The sequence below is a fragment of the Haladaptatus sp. SPP-AMP-3 genome (assembly GCF_049568665.1).
In the GTDB taxonomy this organism is placed as follows: Archaea; Halobacteriota; Halobacteria; order Halobacteriales; family Haladaptataceae; genus Haladaptatus; species Haladaptatus paucihalophilus.
Map to the genome: position 1 here is coordinate 918,517 of NZ_CP145897.1, position 16,645 is coordinate 935,161.

The 16,645-nt window shown below is 63.6% G+C and carries 19 protein-coding genes; 10 read left to right on the top strand and 9 right to left on the bottom strand.

The features are described 5' to 3' along the window. Positions 1–9 precede the first annotated feature (9 nt). The 4 genes from V5735_RS05420 to V5735_RS05435 all read left to right on the top strand — a co-directional run bounded on the left by V5735_RS05420 (position 10) and on the right by V5735_RS05435 (position 3,829). Positions 10–1,977, top strand: a complete 1,968-nt coding sequence (locus V5735_RS05420; protein WP_423745425.1) for an AMP-binding protein — start codon at positions 10–12, stop codon at positions 1,975–1,977. 100 nt (positions 1,978–2,077) lie between these two features. Beyond that, entirely contained in the window at positions 2,078–2,974 is an 897-nt protein-coding gene (locus V5735_RS05425) for an FAD:protein FMN transferase (RefSeq protein ID WP_423745426.1), read from the top strand. Next, entirely contained in the window at positions 2,958–3,293 is a 336-nt protein-coding gene (locus V5735_RS05430; protein ID WP_423745427.1) for a hypothetical protein, read from the top strand. Before V5735_RS05425 ends, V5735_RS05430 begins: the two co-directional genes overlap by 17 nt. Next, a complete protein-coding gene (locus V5735_RS05435) occupies positions 3,290–3,829 on the top strand; it encodes a hypothetical protein (RefSeq protein ID WP_423745428.1) in 540 nt (179 codons plus the stop codon). The genes V5735_RS05430 and V5735_RS05435 overlap by 4 nt, the downstream gene beginning before the upstream one ends. Here the strand turns inward: V5735_RS05435 and V5735_RS05440 are convergent. From V5735_RS05440 to V5735_RS05455, 4 genes are all read right to left on the bottom strand, one after another. After that, a complete protein-coding gene (locus V5735_RS05440) occupies positions 3,823–4,338 on the bottom strand; it encodes a winged helix-turn-helix transcriptional regulator (RefSeq protein ID WP_423745429.1) in 516 nt (171 codons plus the stop codon). The genes V5735_RS05435 and V5735_RS05440 overlap by 7 nt on opposite strands. 2 nt (positions 4,339–4,340) lie before the next feature. Continuing rightward, positions 4,341–4,622: a hypothetical protein gene (locus V5735_RS05445; RefSeq protein ID WP_423745430.1), complete on the bottom strand. Its 282-nt coding sequence runs from the start codon at positions 4,620–4,622 to the stop codon at positions 4,341–4,343. Between the two features lie 127 nt (positions 4,623–4,749). After that, positions 4,750–5,514 (bottom strand): aldo/keto reductase, encoded by a 765-nt coding sequence (locus V5735_RS05450; protein ID WP_423745431.1) that lies wholly within the window; start codon positions 5,512–5,514, stop codon positions 4,750–4,752. 76 nt (positions 5,515–5,590) lie between these two features. Beyond that, on the bottom strand, positions 5,591–6,292 hold the full coding sequence (locus V5735_RS05455) for a hypothetical protein (protein ID WP_423745432.1): 702 nt from the start codon (positions 6,290–6,292) through the stop codon (positions 5,591–5,593). Between the two features lie 82 nt (positions 6,293–6,374). Between V5735_RS05455 and V5735_RS05460 the strand changes: the two genes are divergently transcribed. Together V5735_RS05460 and V5735_RS05465 are read left to right on the top strand one after the other, a co-directional pair. Beyond that, the gene (locus V5735_RS05460) at positions 6,375–6,719 is read left to right on the top strand and encodes a hypothetical protein (protein ID WP_423745433.1); all 345 of its coding nucleotides are present in this window, start codon (positions 6,375–6,377) and stop codon (positions 6,717–6,719) included. 51 nt (positions 6,720–6,770) lie between these two features. Further along, positions 6,771–8,207 carry a short-chain fatty acid transporter gene (locus V5735_RS05465; RefSeq protein WP_423745434.1) on the top strand — a complete coding sequence of 479 codons (1,437 nt, stop codon included), beginning with the start codon at positions 6,771–6,773 and terminating at the stop codon, positions 8,205–8,207. 452 nt (positions 8,208–8,659) lie between these two features. Here V5735_RS05465 and V5735_RS05470 read toward each other — a convergent pair whose 3' ends face one another. The 5 genes from V5735_RS05470 to V5735_RS05490 form a co-directional block, all read right to left on the bottom strand. After that, positions 8,660–9,310 carry a hypothetical protein gene (locus V5735_RS05470; RefSeq protein ID WP_423745435.1) on the bottom strand — a complete coding sequence of 217 codons (651 nt, stop codon included), beginning with the start codon at positions 9,308–9,310 and terminating at the stop codon, positions 8,660–8,662. A gap of 61 nt (positions 9,311–9,371) precedes the next feature. After that, positions 9,372–10,538 (bottom strand): molecular chaperone DnaJ, encoded by a 1,167-nt coding sequence (gene dnaJ, locus V5735_RS05475; protein WP_423745436.1) that lies wholly within the window; start codon positions 10,536–10,538, stop codon positions 9,372–9,374. Positions 10,539–10,635: 97 nt separating this feature from the next. Beyond that, on the bottom strand, positions 10,636–12,549 hold the full coding sequence (gene dnaK / locus V5735_RS05480; protein WP_423745437.1) for a molecular chaperone DnaK: 1,914 nt from the start codon (positions 12,547–12,549) through the stop codon (positions 10,636–10,638). Between the two features lie 290 nt (positions 12,550–12,839). Then, entirely contained in the window at positions 12,840–13,496 is a 657-nt protein-coding gene (locus V5735_RS05485; RefSeq protein WP_423745438.1) for a nucleotide exchange factor GrpE, read from the bottom strand. Between the two features lie 33 nt (positions 13,497–13,529). Further along, positions 13,530–13,877: a DUF7344 domain-containing protein gene (locus V5735_RS05490; RefSeq protein ID WP_423745439.1), complete on the bottom strand. Its 348-nt coding sequence runs from the start codon at positions 13,875–13,877 to the stop codon at positions 13,530–13,532. 304 nt (positions 13,878–14,181) lie between these two features. Here V5735_RS05490 and V5735_RS05495 point away from each other — a divergent pair, with 304 nt between their 5' ends. The 4 genes from V5735_RS05495 (at position 14,182) to V5735_RS05510 (ending at position 16,644) form a co-directional block, all read left to right on the top strand. Then, the gene (locus V5735_RS05495; RefSeq protein ID WP_423745440.1) at positions 14,182–14,532 is read left to right on the top strand and encodes a hypothetical protein; all 351 of its coding nucleotides are present in this window, start codon (positions 14,182–14,184) and stop codon (positions 14,530–14,532) included. A gap of 78 nt (positions 14,533–14,610) precedes the next feature. Next, positions 14,611–15,912 (top strand): MFS transporter, encoded by a 1,302-nt coding sequence (locus V5735_RS05500; RefSeq protein ID WP_423745441.1) that lies wholly within the window; start codon positions 14,611–14,613, stop codon positions 15,910–15,912. A gap of 72 nt (positions 15,913–15,984) precedes the next feature. After that, positions 15,985–16,350, top strand: coding sequence for a DUF7541 family protein (locus tag V5735_RS05505; RefSeq protein ID WP_007978331.1), 366 nt, complete (start codon positions 15,985–15,987; stop codon positions 16,348–16,350). A 66-nt stretch (positions 16,351–16,416) separates the two neighbouring features. Then, entirely contained in the window at positions 16,417–16,644 is a 228-nt protein-coding gene (locus V5735_RS05510) for a DUF6684 family protein (protein WP_423745442.1), read from the top strand. Position 16,645: the final 1 nt, after the last annotated feature.

Sequence of the window (16,645 nt, forward strand, 5' to 3'; positions counted from 1 at the left end):
GGTCACGACATGGATACACTCGCGGATGTAGACGAAATCGTCCACGAGCCGTCACGGGAGTTCGTGGAATCGACGAACGTCTGGGAGTTCATGCAGGAACACGACATCGATGACTACGAGGAACTCATCGAGCGCACGTGCTCCGAAGTGGACTGGTTCTGGGACGAGATGGTCGACTACCTCGACATCGACTTTTACGAGGACTACGATGCCGTTCGGGACGACAGCGAGGGGCCGCAGTTCTCGGACTGGTACCCGGGCGGGAAGATCAACATCGCCCACAACACCCTCGACCGGTACGCACAGGTCGATAGCCCGGAACGGAACCGCGTCGCCTGCATCTGGGAGGGCGAACCGGGTGACGTGCGCGAAATCACGTACCACGAGCTATACCGGGAGGCGAACATGGTCGCCAACGCGCTCGAAGAGCGCGGCATCGAGACGGGCGATACGGTGGGCCTGTACATGCCGATGGTTCCCGAAGTCATCTCGATACTCTACGGCATCCTCAAGGTCGGAGCGATAGCCGTCCCCATCTTCTCCGGGTTCGGTACCGACGCCACCGCGACCCGCATCGAGGATTCGGAGTGCTCCGTGTTGTTCACCGGCGACGGATTTTACCGCCGCGGCAGCGAGGTCGTCCTGAAGGACACGGCCGACGAGGCCATCGAGGAGGCGGGCCACGTCGAACACACCATCGTCTACGACCGACTCGGGAACGACGGCATTCCGTGGGACGACGAACGGGACGAGAGATGGGACGAGGCCGTCCTCAAACAGGACGACGAGTACGAGACGAAGGAACTGGACGCGAGCGCCGAGTCCATGCTCCTCTACTCCTCGGGAACGACGGGCAAACCGAAGGGCATCGTCCACACGCACGCGGGGCAGTTGCTGCAGTGTGCGAAGGAGATTTACTTCGGCTTCGACCACAAGGATTCAGACCGGTTCTTCTGGGTGTCCGACATCGGGTGGATGATGGGGCCGTGGACGCTCATCGGCAACCACGCGTTCGGCGGCACGGTCTTCATGTACGAAGGCGCGCCGGACTATCCCGACCCCGACCGCTTCTGGGAGATGATAGACCACCACGGTCTAACCGTCTTCGGCATCTCACCGACCGCGATTCGGGCGCTCCGCCAGTACGGTGATGAGTGGCTGGCCGACCACGACCTCTCCTCGCTTCGCCTGCTCGGGTCGACCGGCGAACCGTGGGACCCCGAATCGTGGCGCTGGTTCTACGAAAACGTCGGCGGAAGCGAGGCACCGATCATCAACATCTCGGGAGGTACCGAAATCTGTGGCTGCTTCCTCATGCCGATGCCGATACAGTCGCTCAAGCCTTGCACGCTCGGCGGGCCGGGGCTGGGCATGGACATCGACATCGTGAACGCCGACGGCGAGTCCATCGCCGACACGCACGAACGCGGCTACCTCGTCGCCCGCGACTCCTGTCCGTCGATGACGAAATCGCTCTGGTCGGGCGACGAACGCTATCTGAACACCTACTGGTCCACGTTCGACGACATGTGGAACCACGGCGATTGGGCGCAGAAAGACGAGGACGGATTCTGGTTCCTCCACGGCCGCTCCGACGACGCCATCAACGTCGCCGGGCGGAAGGTCGGTCCCGCCGAAGTGGAAGGCGCGCTGATGGACCACGACGCGGTGAACCAGGCCGCCGCGGTCGGCGTCCCTGACGACACGACCGGACAGGCCGTCGTCACCTACGTCATCCTCGAACCCGACGCGGATGCGGGAGACGACCTTCGCGCGGACCTCCGCGAACAGGTCGGCGAGGAACTCGGAAAGCCGTTCCGTCCGCGCGAAATCCTCTTCGTGGACGAGTTCCCGAAAACCCAGTCGGGGAAGATAATTCGCCGGGCCATCGAGGCGGCCTACACGGGCGAGGATTTGGGCGACATGTCGAGCATCGAGAACCCCGATTCGCTCGAAAAACTGGACGAAGCGAACTGAGGTCCGCCGATTCGACGGAAGACCGTTCGATTCGACGATTGGACGAACATTCGATAGATGGACGCGAATCTCTATTGAGTCGCCCTTTGAACTCGGTTGTATGCATCGCCCTCGGATACGTTCCCGACTGGGGGATTGGACACCGGAACACCGACTGTACGCGACGGTCGGCGAAGCCACCACGTCGTTCGACTGTTGTGACACGACTTTTCGAATACGCGCGGATGGCGTCCGAGCGGAGCTGGCATGCGAGCGGGCGAAGGACACCGCGCTCCGCTTGGAACGGCAACTCGACGCGTTCGACGAATCGAGTCAGATCGCCCGCCTGAATCGGTCGGGACGCGTCACGAACGCCCACGTCGCACGAATCGTTCGCCGCGGACTGGAGTACTACGAACGGACTAACGGCGTCTTCGACATCCATCACGGAACCATCGAACACGAACTGAAGGCGTACATTCGCGGCGACAGTTCAACCGTCTCCGAGACGTTCGACCCGTCGTCGGTCGGAATCGATGGCGACACCGTGACGACCGACGGACCGCTTGACTGCAACGGTCTCGCCAAGGGCTACATCGTGGATCGGGCGCACGCCGAACTCTCGGGGCTGGGCCGCCGGGGATTCGTCGACGGCGGCGGCGACATCGCACGGCCGACCGGTCCGGTCGGCATCGAAAGTCCGTACGGTACCGAGACGAATCTCCGCGTGCTCTCGACGCCGTGGAACGTCGCCACGTCCGGCGGCTACCGCCGCAACCGCGACGGGAGAGAGCACATCTACAACCCGAGGGAGGAACGCACCCGGTCGCACAACGACCTCGTGACGGTCGTCGCGCGTCGGGACTGCACGGAAGCCGACGCGCTCGCCACCACGCTCGCCGCGCTCCGACCCGAGGACGCGATTCGACTCGCCGAGGACTGGGGCGGGGCGGAGGCGTTGGTCGTCCATCAGGGCGTCTTCCACGAAACGGAGGGATTCGATGAACACGTCCGGTAAACGCCGCCGAACGCTGCTCGCGCTGACCGTCGTCGTCCTCGCGCTCATCTGTGTGACCGGAGTCATGGCCTACCGGACGGCATACCAAGGGACGGGCAACGACCATTCGCCGCAAGCGACCAATCCACAGCAGTATCAACCGCCCGACGGCGGCGGGACGGTCTCCGAGCGTCACGAGGACGAGTCCGGTGAGCGCCACGAGTACGGCGAAGACGACGAGGGGGAGTACGGTGGCGGCAATGGCGGCGGCAACACGAACGCCGCCGGGACGTGTCAGAACGGCTGTCAGACCGTCGTGACGACGACGCGCGCCTCATGAACCAAGCCGTCGCCCTCGCGCTCTGGTACCTCGACCGCGCGTCGGCGCTGGTGCTCTATCCGGCGCTCTGGCTCACCGTGTTGACGGGCGTGTTCTTCACGGAGCGGCGGTTCGGCGCGATACACCGGCTATCGCTACGGACGCACATCGAACTGGCCGTCTTCGCGGTCGGCATGATGGCTCTGCACGCCGTCGTCGGGACCATCGACGCGTGGCTGGTGGTGGACGGAATCGCCCCCGCGCCGAACTATCCGTTCTCCCTGTTCATCGCGGGCGTCGGCGTCGGCGGCGTCACCGTCGTGTTGGTCATCGTGGCCGTACTGGGGTTTCTCGAACCGCGCCGGTTCGAGCACCCGAAAGCGATTCACGCCCTCGCCTACGGCGGGTTCGCGTTTGCGACCGTCCACGCGGTCGCTATCGGGAGCGACATGACGGGACTGCTCGGGCAACTCGTCGTCGCCTCGGTCGGCTTCGTGGGCGTCGCGCTCGTCTCGAAACTGCTCGACGGAATCCGCGCGGCCCATCCGACTCAGTAGACGTCCCACAGGTCGAGCACTTTGTCGAGGAGGCGGTCGCGGAAACTCGCTTGATAGGTCGCATAGAGGCGCATCACCTGCTCCGGGTCCCGAAGCGAGTACAGCACGGTGCGCCCGTCGCGTTCCTTTTCGACGATTTCCTCCTCGTGGAGTCGTGAGAGGTGCCACGAGACGGTCGAGCGCGACTTGCCGACGCGTTCGCTCAGGGCCGCGGTACTGAGTCGCTCCTCCGACGCGAGAAGGGCGATAATTCGACGCGAGTACGTCCGGCGAAGCGCGTTCATCGTCGATTTGTCCGCCGCCTCGAACGAGTGGGCCGGGTAGTAGCGGGTAAAGTTACCGTCGTCCGACGACTCGACGAGTCCCTCGTCTTCGAGCCATCGGAGGTGGTACTGAATCGTCCCCTGCGCGTACTCGTGTCGCCGGAGCAGTTCGCGGAAGTGAATCCCCGGCGTCTCTCGGATTTCGCCGAAGATGACGCGCCGTGATTCGAGTTCGGGCTCGTCCATGTTCAGTCCCGTGCGATTGCCACGAAGAACAACAGGAGACCCAGCAGGACGAACAACGACGAGAGGTGGTCGATGAGCTCCGGCCGTACCGACATCAAGAACGTCTCTTCGAGGACGACCGCGAGCCCTCGGAGGGCGAACAGCACGTACGCAACGGTGACGATAGCCAACCGTCGCTCGCGTTCGCGTCGCCACGTCAGGAAGGTCAACGTCCCTAACCCCGCGCTGAGGAGCAGTATTCCGAGGCTAACGACTAACTCGAGGTCGTGCGGGCGGACGGGCATTGGCTACCGAATTCGATTCCGACTATCGAGAAAAGCGTTCTCGTACAGTCGTCTAACGGTCGCGTTCAGGACGGTACCCTCCGATTCGAATCCCGTTCCGCGACGAAACGTCCGATTACTCCTTCCCCTATTCGAACAGCTTCTCCTCGCGGTCGATGGCGTCGATTCGCGCGACTGCCGCCGCGTCGAGTCGGATGTCCGCGGCCGCGAGGTTCTCGCGCAGATGCCCGTCGCTCGCCGAACGAGGAATCGGTATCGCCCCCTTCTCGACGAGCCACGCGAGCGCGATTTGTGCTTCCGTCGCGTCGTGAACCTCCGCGAGGTCGTTCAGGACGGGGAGGTCGAACACCTCGCCGTGAGCGATCGGCGCGTAGGCGACGAGGTGGGTGTCGTGACGATGCGCGTCCGCGAGGAGTTCGGACTGGTCGTAGAGGGGGTGCATCTCGACCTGATGGGCGAATATCGGCGCGTCGAGCACCTCGCGCGCGACGGCGATTTCCTCGGGGGAGAAGTTGCTCACCCCGACGTGCCGGATTCGCCCGTCGTCCCGGAGTTCGTCGAAGGCCGGAAGCGTCTCCTCGGGGTTGTAGTCCTCTATCGGTCGGTGGACGTAGAGGAGGTCGACGGTATCCAAGCCGAGTTCGTCGAGGCTCTCCGCCGTCGTTTCGAGCACGTCGTCGGGTGCGAGACTGTCCGCCCAGACCTTCGTGGCGACGAAAAGCTCCGAGCGCGGAACGTCCGCGCGGTCGATGGCCTCGCCGACCGCTTCCTCGTTGTCGTATATCTGTGCGGTGTCGAGGTGGCGATACCCCATCTCGATGGCGGCGGCGATTCGTTCGGGGTCGTCGATTCCCATCGTTCCCAAACCGATGGGCGAAAACTCGTCGGTCATGACTTCCCGTTTGTGATCGGGACAGGTAACCGGTGTGGTTGCGGTCGTCGAAGAGAAACCGACCGATGTCCGGTTGCTACAGGGATACTTCGTCCGGTGTGAGAACCGACGACTCGGGTGCGGCGGCATCCGCGACGGCGAAATCGGCGGTCCGGTCGGCGTCGCGGAGGATTTCGCCGCTGACGAGGAGCGGCGCGACGATACCGGCGGCAACCGTCCGCGGGTCAGCGAGCGGCGCACGAACCGCGACCGAATCACCCGATTCGAGGCTCCAATCCGATGCGACGGCGTTCCCCGCATCGAGGAGGTCGGCGTGGGTGGCATCGCGCTCGCCCGAGAGCGCGAGCGTTCCGGGCGGGAGCGGCGTCTCCGGGAACACCGGATTCTCGCTCCACACGTCGGTTTCGAAGTGCGAGACCGTCGGGTCCGGGGCGGGGTCGCCGTAGGCGACGTACTGTCCGCCCGGCGGGAGTTCGTAGTCCGCGACCGATTCCGCTGGCGCGAGGAGCACCCGCGCGTCGAACTCCGTCGGTGGGTCGAACCGAACGCTCGCCCCGAGTAGGACCGCGCCGAAGAACCCGAGGATGGGCTGTGCGGCAGGCGATGCGTCGATTCCGACGGTCACGCCCTCTCGAACGCCGAGATGTCGAAAGAAGTTCCCCGACTTCCACGCCGTCGTACACAGTCGGTGGTAATCGTATCCTCGTGAGTTCGGGACGGAAAGCGCCGAGTCGTCGCTCCGCCGTTCGCGGGCAACGAGGTCACCCAGAGTGTCCATGTCGATTCTCGTCCGGGGGTGTGCAAAAGCCCCCCGATTCGAATGGTCGGAAGGTATATTCTCAAAACATATGTCGTGTATCATGTTGTCACCACTCGATTCGTTCCGCTCTGAAGACGCGTCAGCGACGAGGGTCGTGCTCGACTTGTTCTGGTCAAAACTTCGAACGCACGCTCGACGACTCGTCGCCCACGCCGTCTTCATCACCACGCTCTCCATCGCCGTCATTCTCGGCATCGGAACCGCCTTCGTGTGGGCCGGAAGCGAACTGTTGCCGTCGATGTTTTGGGTGAAACTCACCCTCTCCTTCGTCGGACTCCTGGTCGTCTATTCGTCCCTCCGCCGCGTTCTCTCTGCGTGGCACGCCGTCGTCTACTATCTCCTCGTCGACGAATCGGACGACCCGCGGCCGACGGTTCACCACTGACGCGTCTGACGAACGTTTATAATCGTTTGCTAGGGATGCACACACGCAATCATGGCAAACGTGATCAGGCGGATGGCCGAAGGCAGTTCACGACTCGTAGAACGGTATCTCCCGGACGCGTTTCTGTTCGCGATACTCCTCTCGTTCGTGGCGTACGGGTTGGCACTCGCGTTCGTCGCCCCGCGGGGCGGAACGGTGACGCACGCGGAAAACATCCTCGTCGATGGCTGGTACGGCGGCTTTTGGGGGCTTCTCTCCTTTGCGATGCAGATGACGCTCATCCTGATGACGGGGTACGCCCTCGCACAGTCGTCCGTCGTCGATGACTTTCTTTCGCGTATGGCGTCGATTCCGTCGAGCGAACGGAGCGCGGCCGCGTTGGTTCCGGTCGTCGCCGCCGTCGCGTCGTTCGTCCACTGGGGCCTCGGCCTCGTGGTCGGTGCCATATTCGCGCGGAAAATCGCGGAGGAGATTCGCACCATCGACTTCCCCATCATCGTCGCCGGAGCGTACTCCGGATTCATCGTTTGGCACGGCGGTCTCGCCGGGTCGATTCCGCTGGTGCTCAACTCGACGGGCGACGATAACTTCCTGCTCGCCAGCGGCGTGCTGAACTCGACCATTTCGACCGGGCAGACCATCTTCACGGTCGCCAACGTCGCTATCTTCGTCGTCATCGGTTTCATCTTCCTCCCGCTCCTGTTCCTGCTGATGTACCCCGAGAGCGAGGCGAAGAAACACCCAATCGACCCCGCCCAGCTCGACACCGCGACCGACGGCGGCACGGAAGCCGTCGTCGCGCCGTCGGCGACGAACGACGACCTGACCGTCGCGGAGCGAATCGAACACTCCTCGTTCGTCTCCTACGCCATCGGCCTCTCCGGGTTGCTGGCCGTCGTCGGGTACTTCGGCCGCGGAATCGCCGACGGGACGATGCCGTGGAACAACCTCAACCTGAACATCGTCAACTTCACCTTCCTCTTCCTCGGCATCACCCTCCACGGCACCCCTGCGGCGTACATCGGCGCGATGAAGGAAGGGGTGGAGAACGTCTGGGGTATCATCCTTCAGTTCCCCTTCTACGCGGGCATCATGGGCATCATGGGCTACGCGCCGGAAGGGTCGACCAGCCTCGCAACGCAAATCGCACAGGGCATGGTCCACCTCTCGCCCGACGGCACGCTCCCCGTCGTCGCGTTCCTCACGGCGGGCATCGTTAACGTCTTCGTCCCCAGCGGCGGCGGCGAGTGGGCCGTCGTCGGCGAAACCCTCGTGAAGGCGGCTCACGCCGGTGGGACGAGCGTCCCCCGCGTCGCCATGGCCGCCGCGTGGGGCGACGCGTGGACGAACATGATACAACCATTCTGGGCGATTCCGCTCCTCGCCATCAGCGGCCTTTCCGTCCGCGACATCATGGGCTACTGCGTGCTCGTCCTGCTCGGAAGCGGTCTCATCATCAGCGTCGGACTGCTCTTCCTGCCGATGTAACGGAAGCTTTTACGACATCGAAAGCCAGCGCCCGGCCGATTCGGCCGGGCGCTGGCGATCTCCTTCACGGGAAATGCCCGTGAAGGAACGAAAGAGCTTCGCTCCCCTCGCATTCCCCGTAAAAGGTTAATCAAAAGCAACACAAGACGTTCCTGCTTGCTTCGCTCCGCAGGCTGCGACTTCCTGACCTTCGTTCGCTCCGCTCACGAAGACACTCCTCCTTCGTTTCTCCGACCGACTTGTACCGCGAGTCGGTCGGCCCCATTCAGTCGTCGGCCCGGAAAATATCCGATTTTCCGGTGTCTCACAATCGCGCGGCGATTGTGATGGCTCGAAAGACCGCGGGTCTTTCCGTGGTTGAGCTAGCGACTGGCGGTTGTGTCACTGGCTGACCTCTGATAGTTGTGTCACCGGCCGACTGCACACGACTCGCTCCGCTCGCTGTGTGCGCGTCACTCGCTGCGCCGGAGCAGGTAGCCGAGACCGGCGATGCTTCCGAGCGCGGCCAGCCAGCCGAATCCGGGCAAATCCCCGCCGTCGGTCGTGGAGGTGGTCGTCCCCTCGGACGAGTTCGTCGCCGTTTCCGTCGTCTCGGTGGTTGTGGTCGATGTTGACGAAGGAGATGTCGTCGTCGTTCCCGTGGTCGTCGTCGCCGTCGTGGTTCGATTCCCAGCGGTCGTGTTGTTCGCGGTCCGGGTCGTCGTCGGCTGGACGATTTCGAGTTTGCCGCGCATCGTCTCGGAGTCGAATTCCGAGAAGTACGTCTTCATCTTCGGGGTCGCCGTGAATTCGAGGGTCTGATTCTCCCCTCTCGTGTCCACGACCTCCGTCCGTTCGAGGACGTTTCCTTTCCCGTCCCCGATGGCGATGTTGTGCGAGTGGCCGTCCAAGTTCTCCCACGCGATGACGTACTCCTTTCCGGCCTCCATCTGAAGCGTCGGATTCGTCTCGCCCTCGATGGGGGGCGGCGATTGGCCCAACCATCCGGATAGCTGTCCACCGAGTTCGAACGTCGCGGCCTGCCCGCGCGCGAGGCCGACGAACGCCGTCGTTCCGAGGAGCACCTGTACGAACCGCCGACGGGGGAGTTTCGGACCAGTCATTCGAGTGAGTGTGAGTATCTATATATTATCCCAAAACGGCTTAGCTTGTTCGGCTAGCCGCTCAGAAACTGCTCTTGATGCGCTCGAAAAAGCCCTTCTCGACGGTGACCTCTTCGCCGCCCGCCTCCGCGAACTCCTTCAGCGCCTCGCGCTGTTCGGCGTTCAGCGAATCTGGCGTGACGACCTGCACCTTGACGAAGAGGTCGCCGTTACCCCGCCGCCGGAGGTGCGGCATTCCCTTGCCGCGGAGACGGAACGTCTCGCCGCTTTGGGTCCCCTCCGGCACGTCCATCTCGACCGAGCCGTCGAGCGTCGGCACCTCGATTTTGTCGCCGAACACGACCTGCGGGAACGAGAGCGCCGTCCGATAGAACAGGTCGGACCCGTCGCGCTCGTAGTCGGGGTGCTCGCGCACCGACACCTCGATGAGCAGGTCGCCGTTCGGCCCGCCGTTCTCGCCCGGCGCGCCCTCGCGCTCCATCTGGAGCGTCTGGCCGTCGGCGATGCCCGCCGGGACGTCCACCTTCAGCGTCGCCTCGCGCTGGACGATGCCGTCGCCGCCGCACTGGTCACACGTCTCCGAATATTGTTGCCCGTCGCCGTTACAGCGCGGACAGGTCTGTGACTGTTGGACGCGCCCGAACGGCGTCTGCTGGACCTGCGTGACCTGTCCCTGTCCGTTACACTCGGGGCAGGTGTTCACGTCCGCTCCCGGCGGGTGGCCCTCCCCGTCACAGGCGTCACAACGCTCGGGACGGCGGACCGTAATCTGCTTCGTCACGCCCTCGTAGGCCTCTTCGAGGTCGATTTCCATGCCGGTCCGGAGGTTCGACCCCTGGCGCGGGCGGTTCGGGTTGCGACGGCCGCCGCCACCCCCGAAGAACTCGTTGAAGATGTCGCCCATGCCGCCCATGCCGCCGCCACCGCCGCCGCCGCCGAACGGGTTGCCGCGACCGGCACCGCCAGCACCGCCGCGGCCGCCGTCGAAGCCGCCGCGTTTCTCGGCCTGCTCGAAGCGGTCGTGACCCATCTGGTCGTAGGCCTGCCGCTTCTCGTCGTCCGAGAGCACTTCCTTCGCCTTTTTCACCTTCTTGAACTTCTCCTCGGCGTCCGGTTCGTCGCTCACGTCCGGGTGATACTCGGCGGCTTTCTTTCGATACGCCTTCTTGATTTCGTCCTCGTCGGCGTCTCGACTTACACCGAGTACGTCGTAGAAGTCCTCGCTCATCAGTTATCGTTTCTAATGTAGGATGGTATTTGAATCGTCCGTCTACCGGTCGGCGCGCCCGAAAACGACGAGCGTCCGGGGATTCGATGCGCTACCCTCAGTCTTCGGCTTCGTCGTCGTCCACATCCTCGAAGTCGGCGTCGACGTACTCGTCGGCGTCGTCAGCACCGTCTTCGGCACCGGCGCCCGCGCCGGGGTTCGGGCCGCCGCCCATGCCGCCGCCCATTCCACCGGGGCCTGCGGCACCGGCCTGCTGGGCTTGCTCCTGTTGCTGGTACATCTGCTTGCCGATCTCCTGCAGCGACTTGCTCAGGCTCTCGGTCGCGTCTTCGAGGTCCTCCTTCGACGCGTCGTCGTCTTCGAGCGTCTCCTGAACGACGTCGATTTCGTCGCGGATGTCCGATTCGAGGCCGTCGTCGATGTTCTCCTCGTTCTCTTCGAGGAGCGTCTCGGCGCGCTGAACGGCGCCTTCGGCGGCGTTGCGCGCCTCGATGAGTTCGCGACGCTCCTTGTCCTCCTCGGCGTGCTGTTCCGCCTCTTCCTGCATCTGCTCTATCTCCTCGTCCGAGAGACCGGCACCGCCTTCGATGGTGATCTCCTCGCTGTTGCCGGAGCCGTGGTCCTCGGCGGAGACGTTGACGATGCCGTTCTCGTCGATGTTGAACGACACCTCTATCTGCGGGGTTCCGGCGGGCGCGGGCGGAATGCCCGCGAGGTGGAACTCGCCGAGCAGTTCGTTCTGGTTCGCGATTTCGCGCTCACCTTGGAAGACGCGCACCTGCACCGAAGTCTGGTTGGCCGCCGCCGTGGTGAACACCTTCGACTCCTCGGTCGGGATTGTCGTGTTCTTGTCGATGAGGCGCTCGAACAGGCCGCCCTTCACCTCGATACCGAGGGAGAGCGGCGTCACGTCGAGCAACACGATGTCGTCCACGTCGCCGGAGAGGACGCCGCCCTGAATCGCCGCGCCGAGCGCGACTGCCTCGTCGGGGTTGACGTTCTTCTTCGGCTCCTGTCCGGTGAGTTCCTCGACCTTCTCGGCGACCTGCGGCATGCGGGTGGACCCGCCGACGAGGATAACCTCGTCGATGTCGCTCTTCTCGTAGCCCGCGTCCGACAGCGCCTGCTCGGTCGGTTCGACCGTGCGGTCGATGAGGTCGCTCGTCAGCGACTCGAACTTGGCGCGGGTCAGGCTGTTTTCGAGGTGGACCGGGCCGTTGTCGGTCGCCGTGATGAACGGAAGGTTGATGTCCGTTTCCTTGCGGCTCGACAGTTCGATCTTCGCCTCTTCAGCCGCGTCCTTCAGGCGCTGGAGCGCCTGTCGGTCGTCGCGGAGGTCGATGCCGTGGTTCGACTCGAAGTCGTCGGCGAGGTAGTCGATGATGGCGTGGTCCCAGTCGTCGCCACCGAGGTCGTTGTCCCCGTTCGTGGCGACCACTTCGTAGACGCCGCCGCCGAGGTCGAGGATGGAAACGTCGAAGGTCCCGCCACCGAGGTCGTAGACGAGGACGGTCTGGTCCGTGTCGTCGTCCAGTCCGTACGCCATCGACGCCGCCGTCGGTTCGTTGACGATGCGTTCCACGTCGAAGCCAGCGATTTCACCGGCGTCCTTCGTCGCCTGTCGCTGCTTGTCATTGAAGTACGCGGGAACGGTGATGACCGCCTTGGCGATGTCGTCGCCGAGGTACTCCTCGGCGTCGCGCTTGATTTTCTGGAGAATCATCGCCGAAATCTGCTCCGGCGTGTACTCTTCGTCCTCGATTTCGACGGTGTAATCGTCGTCGCCCATGTGCCGCTTGATGGACTGTATCGTCTTCTCCGGGTTCTGAACCGCCTGGTTCTTCGCCGGTTTCCCGACCAGACGCTCACCGTCGTCGGAGAACGCGACGATGGACGGCGTGGTCCGGTCGCCCTCGCCGTTGACGATGATTTCCGGGTCGCCACCCTCCATGACCGCGAACGCGCTGTTCGTGGTACCGAGGTCGATTCCCAGTATCTTGTTGCTCGTCATTGTTGGGGCAACCTACCCGTTTGCGCCGGTTAAAGGTTACTAGATGTCACGAGGGTGCGTCGAACCCCACCCCACTGCCGCCTAGCGATTTCTTTTTTCATCGTTTCTCCGCTTCGGGGGCTTTATATTGAACCGATATACTATCTGCCGTGCACGGTCCGTCGAGTTGTTCGGCTCCCCGTCGTCCCCGCGCCCGGCGCTCGCGCTCGCCGTTCCGTTATTCGAATATTCGAATCGCAGTTGGTATTCGAATCGCGGTCGATAGCGGGAAAATCGGTGAGGACGGGTCGTTACTCGTCGTCTCCGCTGCCGTCGCTGACGGTGACTTGCGCGGCTTGCAGAACCTTATCGGCCATCTCATAGCCGGGTTGGTACACGTCGGCGATGGTGTCTTGCGGGTGGTCGCTCTCGACGCGAAGCATCACCTCGTGGCGTTGCGGGTCCACTTCCTCGCCGGACTCCGGGTGGATTTGCGAGACGTTCTCGTCCTCGAACACGCGGTCGAGTTCGCGCAGGGTGAGTTCCACGCCCTCGAGCAAGCTTTCGACGTCCTCGTGTTCGTCTTCGACCGCCCGGCGGAGGTTGTCCCGGACGTCGATGAGTCGTTCGATGAGGTCCTCGGTCGCGCGCTTTTCGAGCTGTTTCTGGCGCTTTTTCGCGCGCTTCTTGTAGTTCTTGAAGTCCGCGCGGTTGCGCCGCAGGCGCGCTTCGAGGTCGTCTGCTTCCTCTTCGAGTTCCCGGCGCTCCGATTCGAGTTCGACGAGGCGGTCTTCCACGTCGGCGGCGAGGCTCTCGTCCTCGACGGCGACGCGCGCTACGAGGCTCGTGGTCTCCGGTCCGAGAACGTCCTCGTCCGGCATCTCGTCCCCTGTCGCGTCTCCGTCGGCCGGGGATTCCTCGTCGGCTGGCTCTTCGTCTACCGTTTGGGCGGCCTCCTCCTCGGTCATATGCGTCGTAAGTCCTTGCTCGCGTTTAAGGGTTCAGAAACGGGACGCGAGTTCGATGCGGGCGAGCCAATCGAGGAGGACGTTTGCGAGTGTGGAATACGAGGGGCGGCCGACCAACCCGCTCAGCGGGTCGAACTCGACCAAGCCACGGTATGAGAGCGTCGGCAGTCGCGTCTGTGATAAGTCTTCGAGGACGGTCTCGAACGCGTCGTCGGAGACTGACGCGGTGGTTTCGTTCCGTTCCCACGCCGCGACGTCCCTGACGAGGACTTCCAGTTCGACCGGCGCGGTATCGGCGTGGCAGGCGAGCGAGTAGAGGACGTACCGGTTGCGACGCTCGGGCAGGCTGGCGAGTACCGAACCGACTGTTCCCCGAGACATCGAACCCGCTTCCCGTATCGTGACGAACGAATCTCAACCCTGCCAACCGTTTCCATCGTTCACCCGGTGTAACGGGAACACAGTTCGGTGATGGTCGGAGTTCTCCTCGGTTGCTCGCCGTCACGCGACGGGATGTGAACCTTTCGCCGACCACGACCCGACGGTAATGACGGCTTCACCGGGATAAGCACTCGTTCGACGCGAACACCGTGTCTGCTCGCCGAACGACCGCGGGACCACGCCTCGCCAACGGACGCTTCCACGGGACACAACCCTTTTCGGGCGTGCGACAGAACGGGAGGGTATGGCAGACGACGAAGCCAACGACAACGGAGACGAGGAGGAAAAGACGTTCCAAGAGCGCGTCGAGGAAATCCGAGAGAAACGCGCGGAAGAGGGCGATGAAGACCGAGACGAGCGCCTGAAGGAGGCGATGGGCGGCGGCGGTCCCGGTGGCATGGGCGGTAACCCGTTCGCACAGATGATGGGCGGCATGATGGGCGGCGGCGGTCCCGGTGGCATGGGCGGTATGGGCGGCAGTCGCGAAAGCGAGCGCGGCGACGAGGACCTCGTTCGTGAGGTGCGGCAACTTCGGGACGAAGTTCGGGACGCCACGCGACAGCTCCAGCGCATCGCGGACGCGCTCGAAGAGTAATCGTCGTCTACTCTTTCGGCAATTCACCGAACCAAGGCGGAGATTCTTATACTTCGCTCACCATTTCGATTCGTAACTGTGCCGGGAGAGACGAGTGGCGGGTCGCTCCGCCTGTTTCGAAACCGCGAGTTCATCGCATTGGCGGGCACCGCGTTCGCCCGGAGTCAGGCGTATTCGACCATCCTCATCGCGCTGGCGCTGTACGCCGACATGTTCCACACGACGAGCACCGTCGAAGGGTTGTTCGGAACCGCGTTCGCGGTGGTACAACTCCTCATCGTGCTCCCGCTCGGGCGGTACATCGACATCCGCGACTCCAAACGCATCCTGCTCTTCGGACTGTTCCTCAACGTCCTCGTCTTCGTCGGTTTCAGCTTCGTCGAGTCGGTCGAACACGTCATCCTGATGCGCGTGCTGCAGGGCACCGCCGCGAGCATCCTCTGGCTGACCGGAACGACCGTCGTCGGCGAGATTAGCGACGACGGGTCCCGCGGGCTCTGGATCGGGACGTACAATCAGGTCGGCGCGTTCTCCAGCCTGTTCGGCGATATCTTCGGCGGACTGCTGTTGTACCTGTACGGCTTCGAAACCACCTACGCCGCCTTGAGCCTCATCACCATCGGCGCGTTTCTCGCCGTGTTCTTCTTCCTCCGGGATAACCCCGGCGGGCGGACGGACCCGGAGGATGCGAGCAGTCGGGAAACGTTCGAAACCCTCCTCGGGCGGTCGGCCATCAAGGCGCTCGTGTTCTTCCGCCTCTCGTTCAGCGTCGGGAAGATGGCCGTCATCACCTTCCTCCCCATCTACGCCTACACGCAGTTCGACATCAACCCCTTCGTCGTCGGCGGCATCATGGCGGGCGGAAAACTAACGAAGTCGCTCACGCAGGGCAAGGTCGGCGACTGGACCGACCGCGTCGGAGAGAAGTACAAGTTCATTCTCGCGGGCGCGCTCGTGTACGCGCTCGGGACGGCACTCATCCCGTTCGCGGGACTGGCAGAGGACTACATCCCGGGGATGACCGTCTCCGCGTTCGGCGCCGAGATGGCGCTTCCGGGTGCGTTTTTCGTCCTCTTCGCGGCCTACGCCGTGCTCGGTGTCGGCGACAGCCTGCGACTCCCCGCGAGCATGGCGCTGTTCGTCGAGGAGGGGGAGCAGTTCGAGGCGGTCGGCTCCAGCCTCTCGCTTCGCTCCATCGCGTGGAAGGTCGGACAGGTCGGCGGTCCCGTGTTCATCGGCGCGATTTGGGACGCGACGAGCGTCTTCGTCGCGTTCTGGGCGGCGGCGGGATTCATCATCGTCTCGTCGGCCGTCTTCGCGGTCCTCTACAGCACCGAACCCGCACCGGGCGAACACGTCGATGCCGTGGGCGGGGACTGAGCCGCTGACGATGAGGGAACCGGTGACGATAAAGACGCAACCGTGAAAGCACTGAAGCTCGAACCCACGTGCATGGACGAGCAACCGGGACTTTCCGACCAGTACCGAAAATCCAGTCCGTGGCCGCTGTTCGTCGCGTTCGGTCTCGCGCTGTTCGAGACCGGTATCGTGATGGCGAACTTCCTCTTTCCCATCGCCGTCGGTGGCATGTTGATGTTCGTCGGTAGCATCGTCGGTATTCTCCGCGAGTCGGAGTACATCAGCGACCCGTGGAAGGCGCTCGTCGCCGCATCCGTCGTGTCGTTCGTCATCGGTGGCGTCATCTGGCAGACGACGCAGGGGTCCGTCCAGCTTCGTGGGACGGCGATTCTCATCGGCGCGGGCGTCCTCCTCATCGGGGGCATCGCGGGGTCGCTCTGGCAACCGGAACCCATCTGAGACGGGCCGACGGCCGGACGCGAACCACTAACCTATTTTACCTCGTGTTCGCTACGTTCAGGTATCATGGCAGAAAGTGTCTTCGACAAAGAAACACTCCTCGACCTCACCGTCAACATAATCCCGCTCGGGATTCTGGCGTTCTTCCTGATACTCTTCGTCGGATTCAGCGCGTGGGGCGGTAGCACCCTCGTCGGTGTCGTCAGCTTGGGCCTCGTCATCGTCCCGTTCGCGCTCCTCGCCCTGTTAACGTATGTCGCGGCACTGAAAATCGAGGCCACGGGCGGAACCTAAC

Bases quoted from the DNA above. Each gene is read 5' to 3' on its own strand.
- V5735_RS05430 (WP_423745427.1), top strand. From the start codon at position 2,958: ATGAACACGTCCGGTAAACGCCGCCGAACGCTGCTCGCGCTGACCGTC.
- V5735_RS05510 (WP_423745442.1), top strand. From the start codon at position 16,417: ATGGCAGAAAGTGTCTTCGACAAAGAAACACTCCTCGACCTCACCGTC.
- V5735_RS05450 (WP_423745431.1), bottom strand. From the start codon at position 5,514: ATGACCGACGAGTTTTCGCCCATCGGTTTGGGAACGATGGGAATCGAC.
- V5735_RS05465 (WP_423745434.1), top strand. From the start codon at position 6,771: ATGGCAAACGTGATCAGGCGGATGGCCGAAGGCAGTTCACGACTCGTA.
- V5735_RS05425 (WP_423745426.1), top strand. From the start codon at position 2,078: ATGCATCGCCCTCGGATACGTTCCCGACTGGGGGATTGGACACCGGAA.
- V5735_RS05490 (WP_423745439.1), bottom strand. From the start codon at position 13,877: ATGTCTCGGGGAACAGTCGGTTCGGTACTCGCCAGCCTGCCCGAGCGT.
- V5735_RS05505 (WP_007978331.1), top strand. From the start codon at position 15,985: ATGGACGAGCAACCGGGACTTTCCGACCAGTACCGAAAATCCAGTCCG.
- V5735_RS05455 (WP_423745432.1), bottom strand. From the start codon at position 6,292: ATGGACACTCTGGGTGACCTCGTTGCCCGCGAACGGCGGAGCGACGAC.
- V5735_RS05470 (WP_423745435.1), bottom strand. From the start codon at position 9,310: ATGACTGGTCCGAAACTCCCCCGTCGGCGGTTCGTACAGGTGCTCCTC.
- dnaK (WP_423745437.1), bottom strand. From the start codon at position 12,549: ATGACGAGCAACAAGATACTGGGAATCGACCTCGGTACCACGAACAGC.
- V5735_RS05495 (WP_423745440.1), top strand. From the start codon at position 14,182: ATGGCAGACGACGAAGCCAACGACAACGGAGACGAGGAGGAAAAGACG.
- V5735_RS05460 (WP_423745433.1), top strand. From the start codon at position 6,375: ATGTTGTCACCACTCGATTCGTTCCGCTCTGAAGACGCGTCAGCGACG.
- V5735_RS05435 (WP_423745428.1), top strand. From the start codon at position 3,290: ATGAACCAAGCCGTCGCCCTCGCGCTCTGGTACCTCGACCGCGCGTCG.
- dnaJ (WP_423745436.1), bottom strand. From the start codon at position 10,538: ATGAGCGAGGACTTCTACGACGTACTCGGTGTAAGTCGAGACGCCGAC.
- V5735_RS05485 (WP_423745438.1), bottom strand. From the start codon at position 13,496: ATGACCGAGGAGGAGGCCGCCCAAACGGTAGACGAAGAGCCAGCCGAC.
- V5735_RS05445 (WP_423745430.1), bottom strand. From the start codon at position 4,622: ATGCCCGTCCGCCCGCACGACCTCGAGTTAGTCGTTAGCCTCGGAATA.
- V5735_RS05440 (WP_423745429.1), bottom strand. From the start codon at position 4,338: ATGGACGAGCCCGAACTCGAATCACGGCGCGTCATCTTCGGCGAAATC.
- V5735_RS05420 (WP_423745425.1), top strand. From the start codon at position 10: ATGGATACACTCGCGGATGTAGACGAAATCGTCCACGAGCCGTCACGG.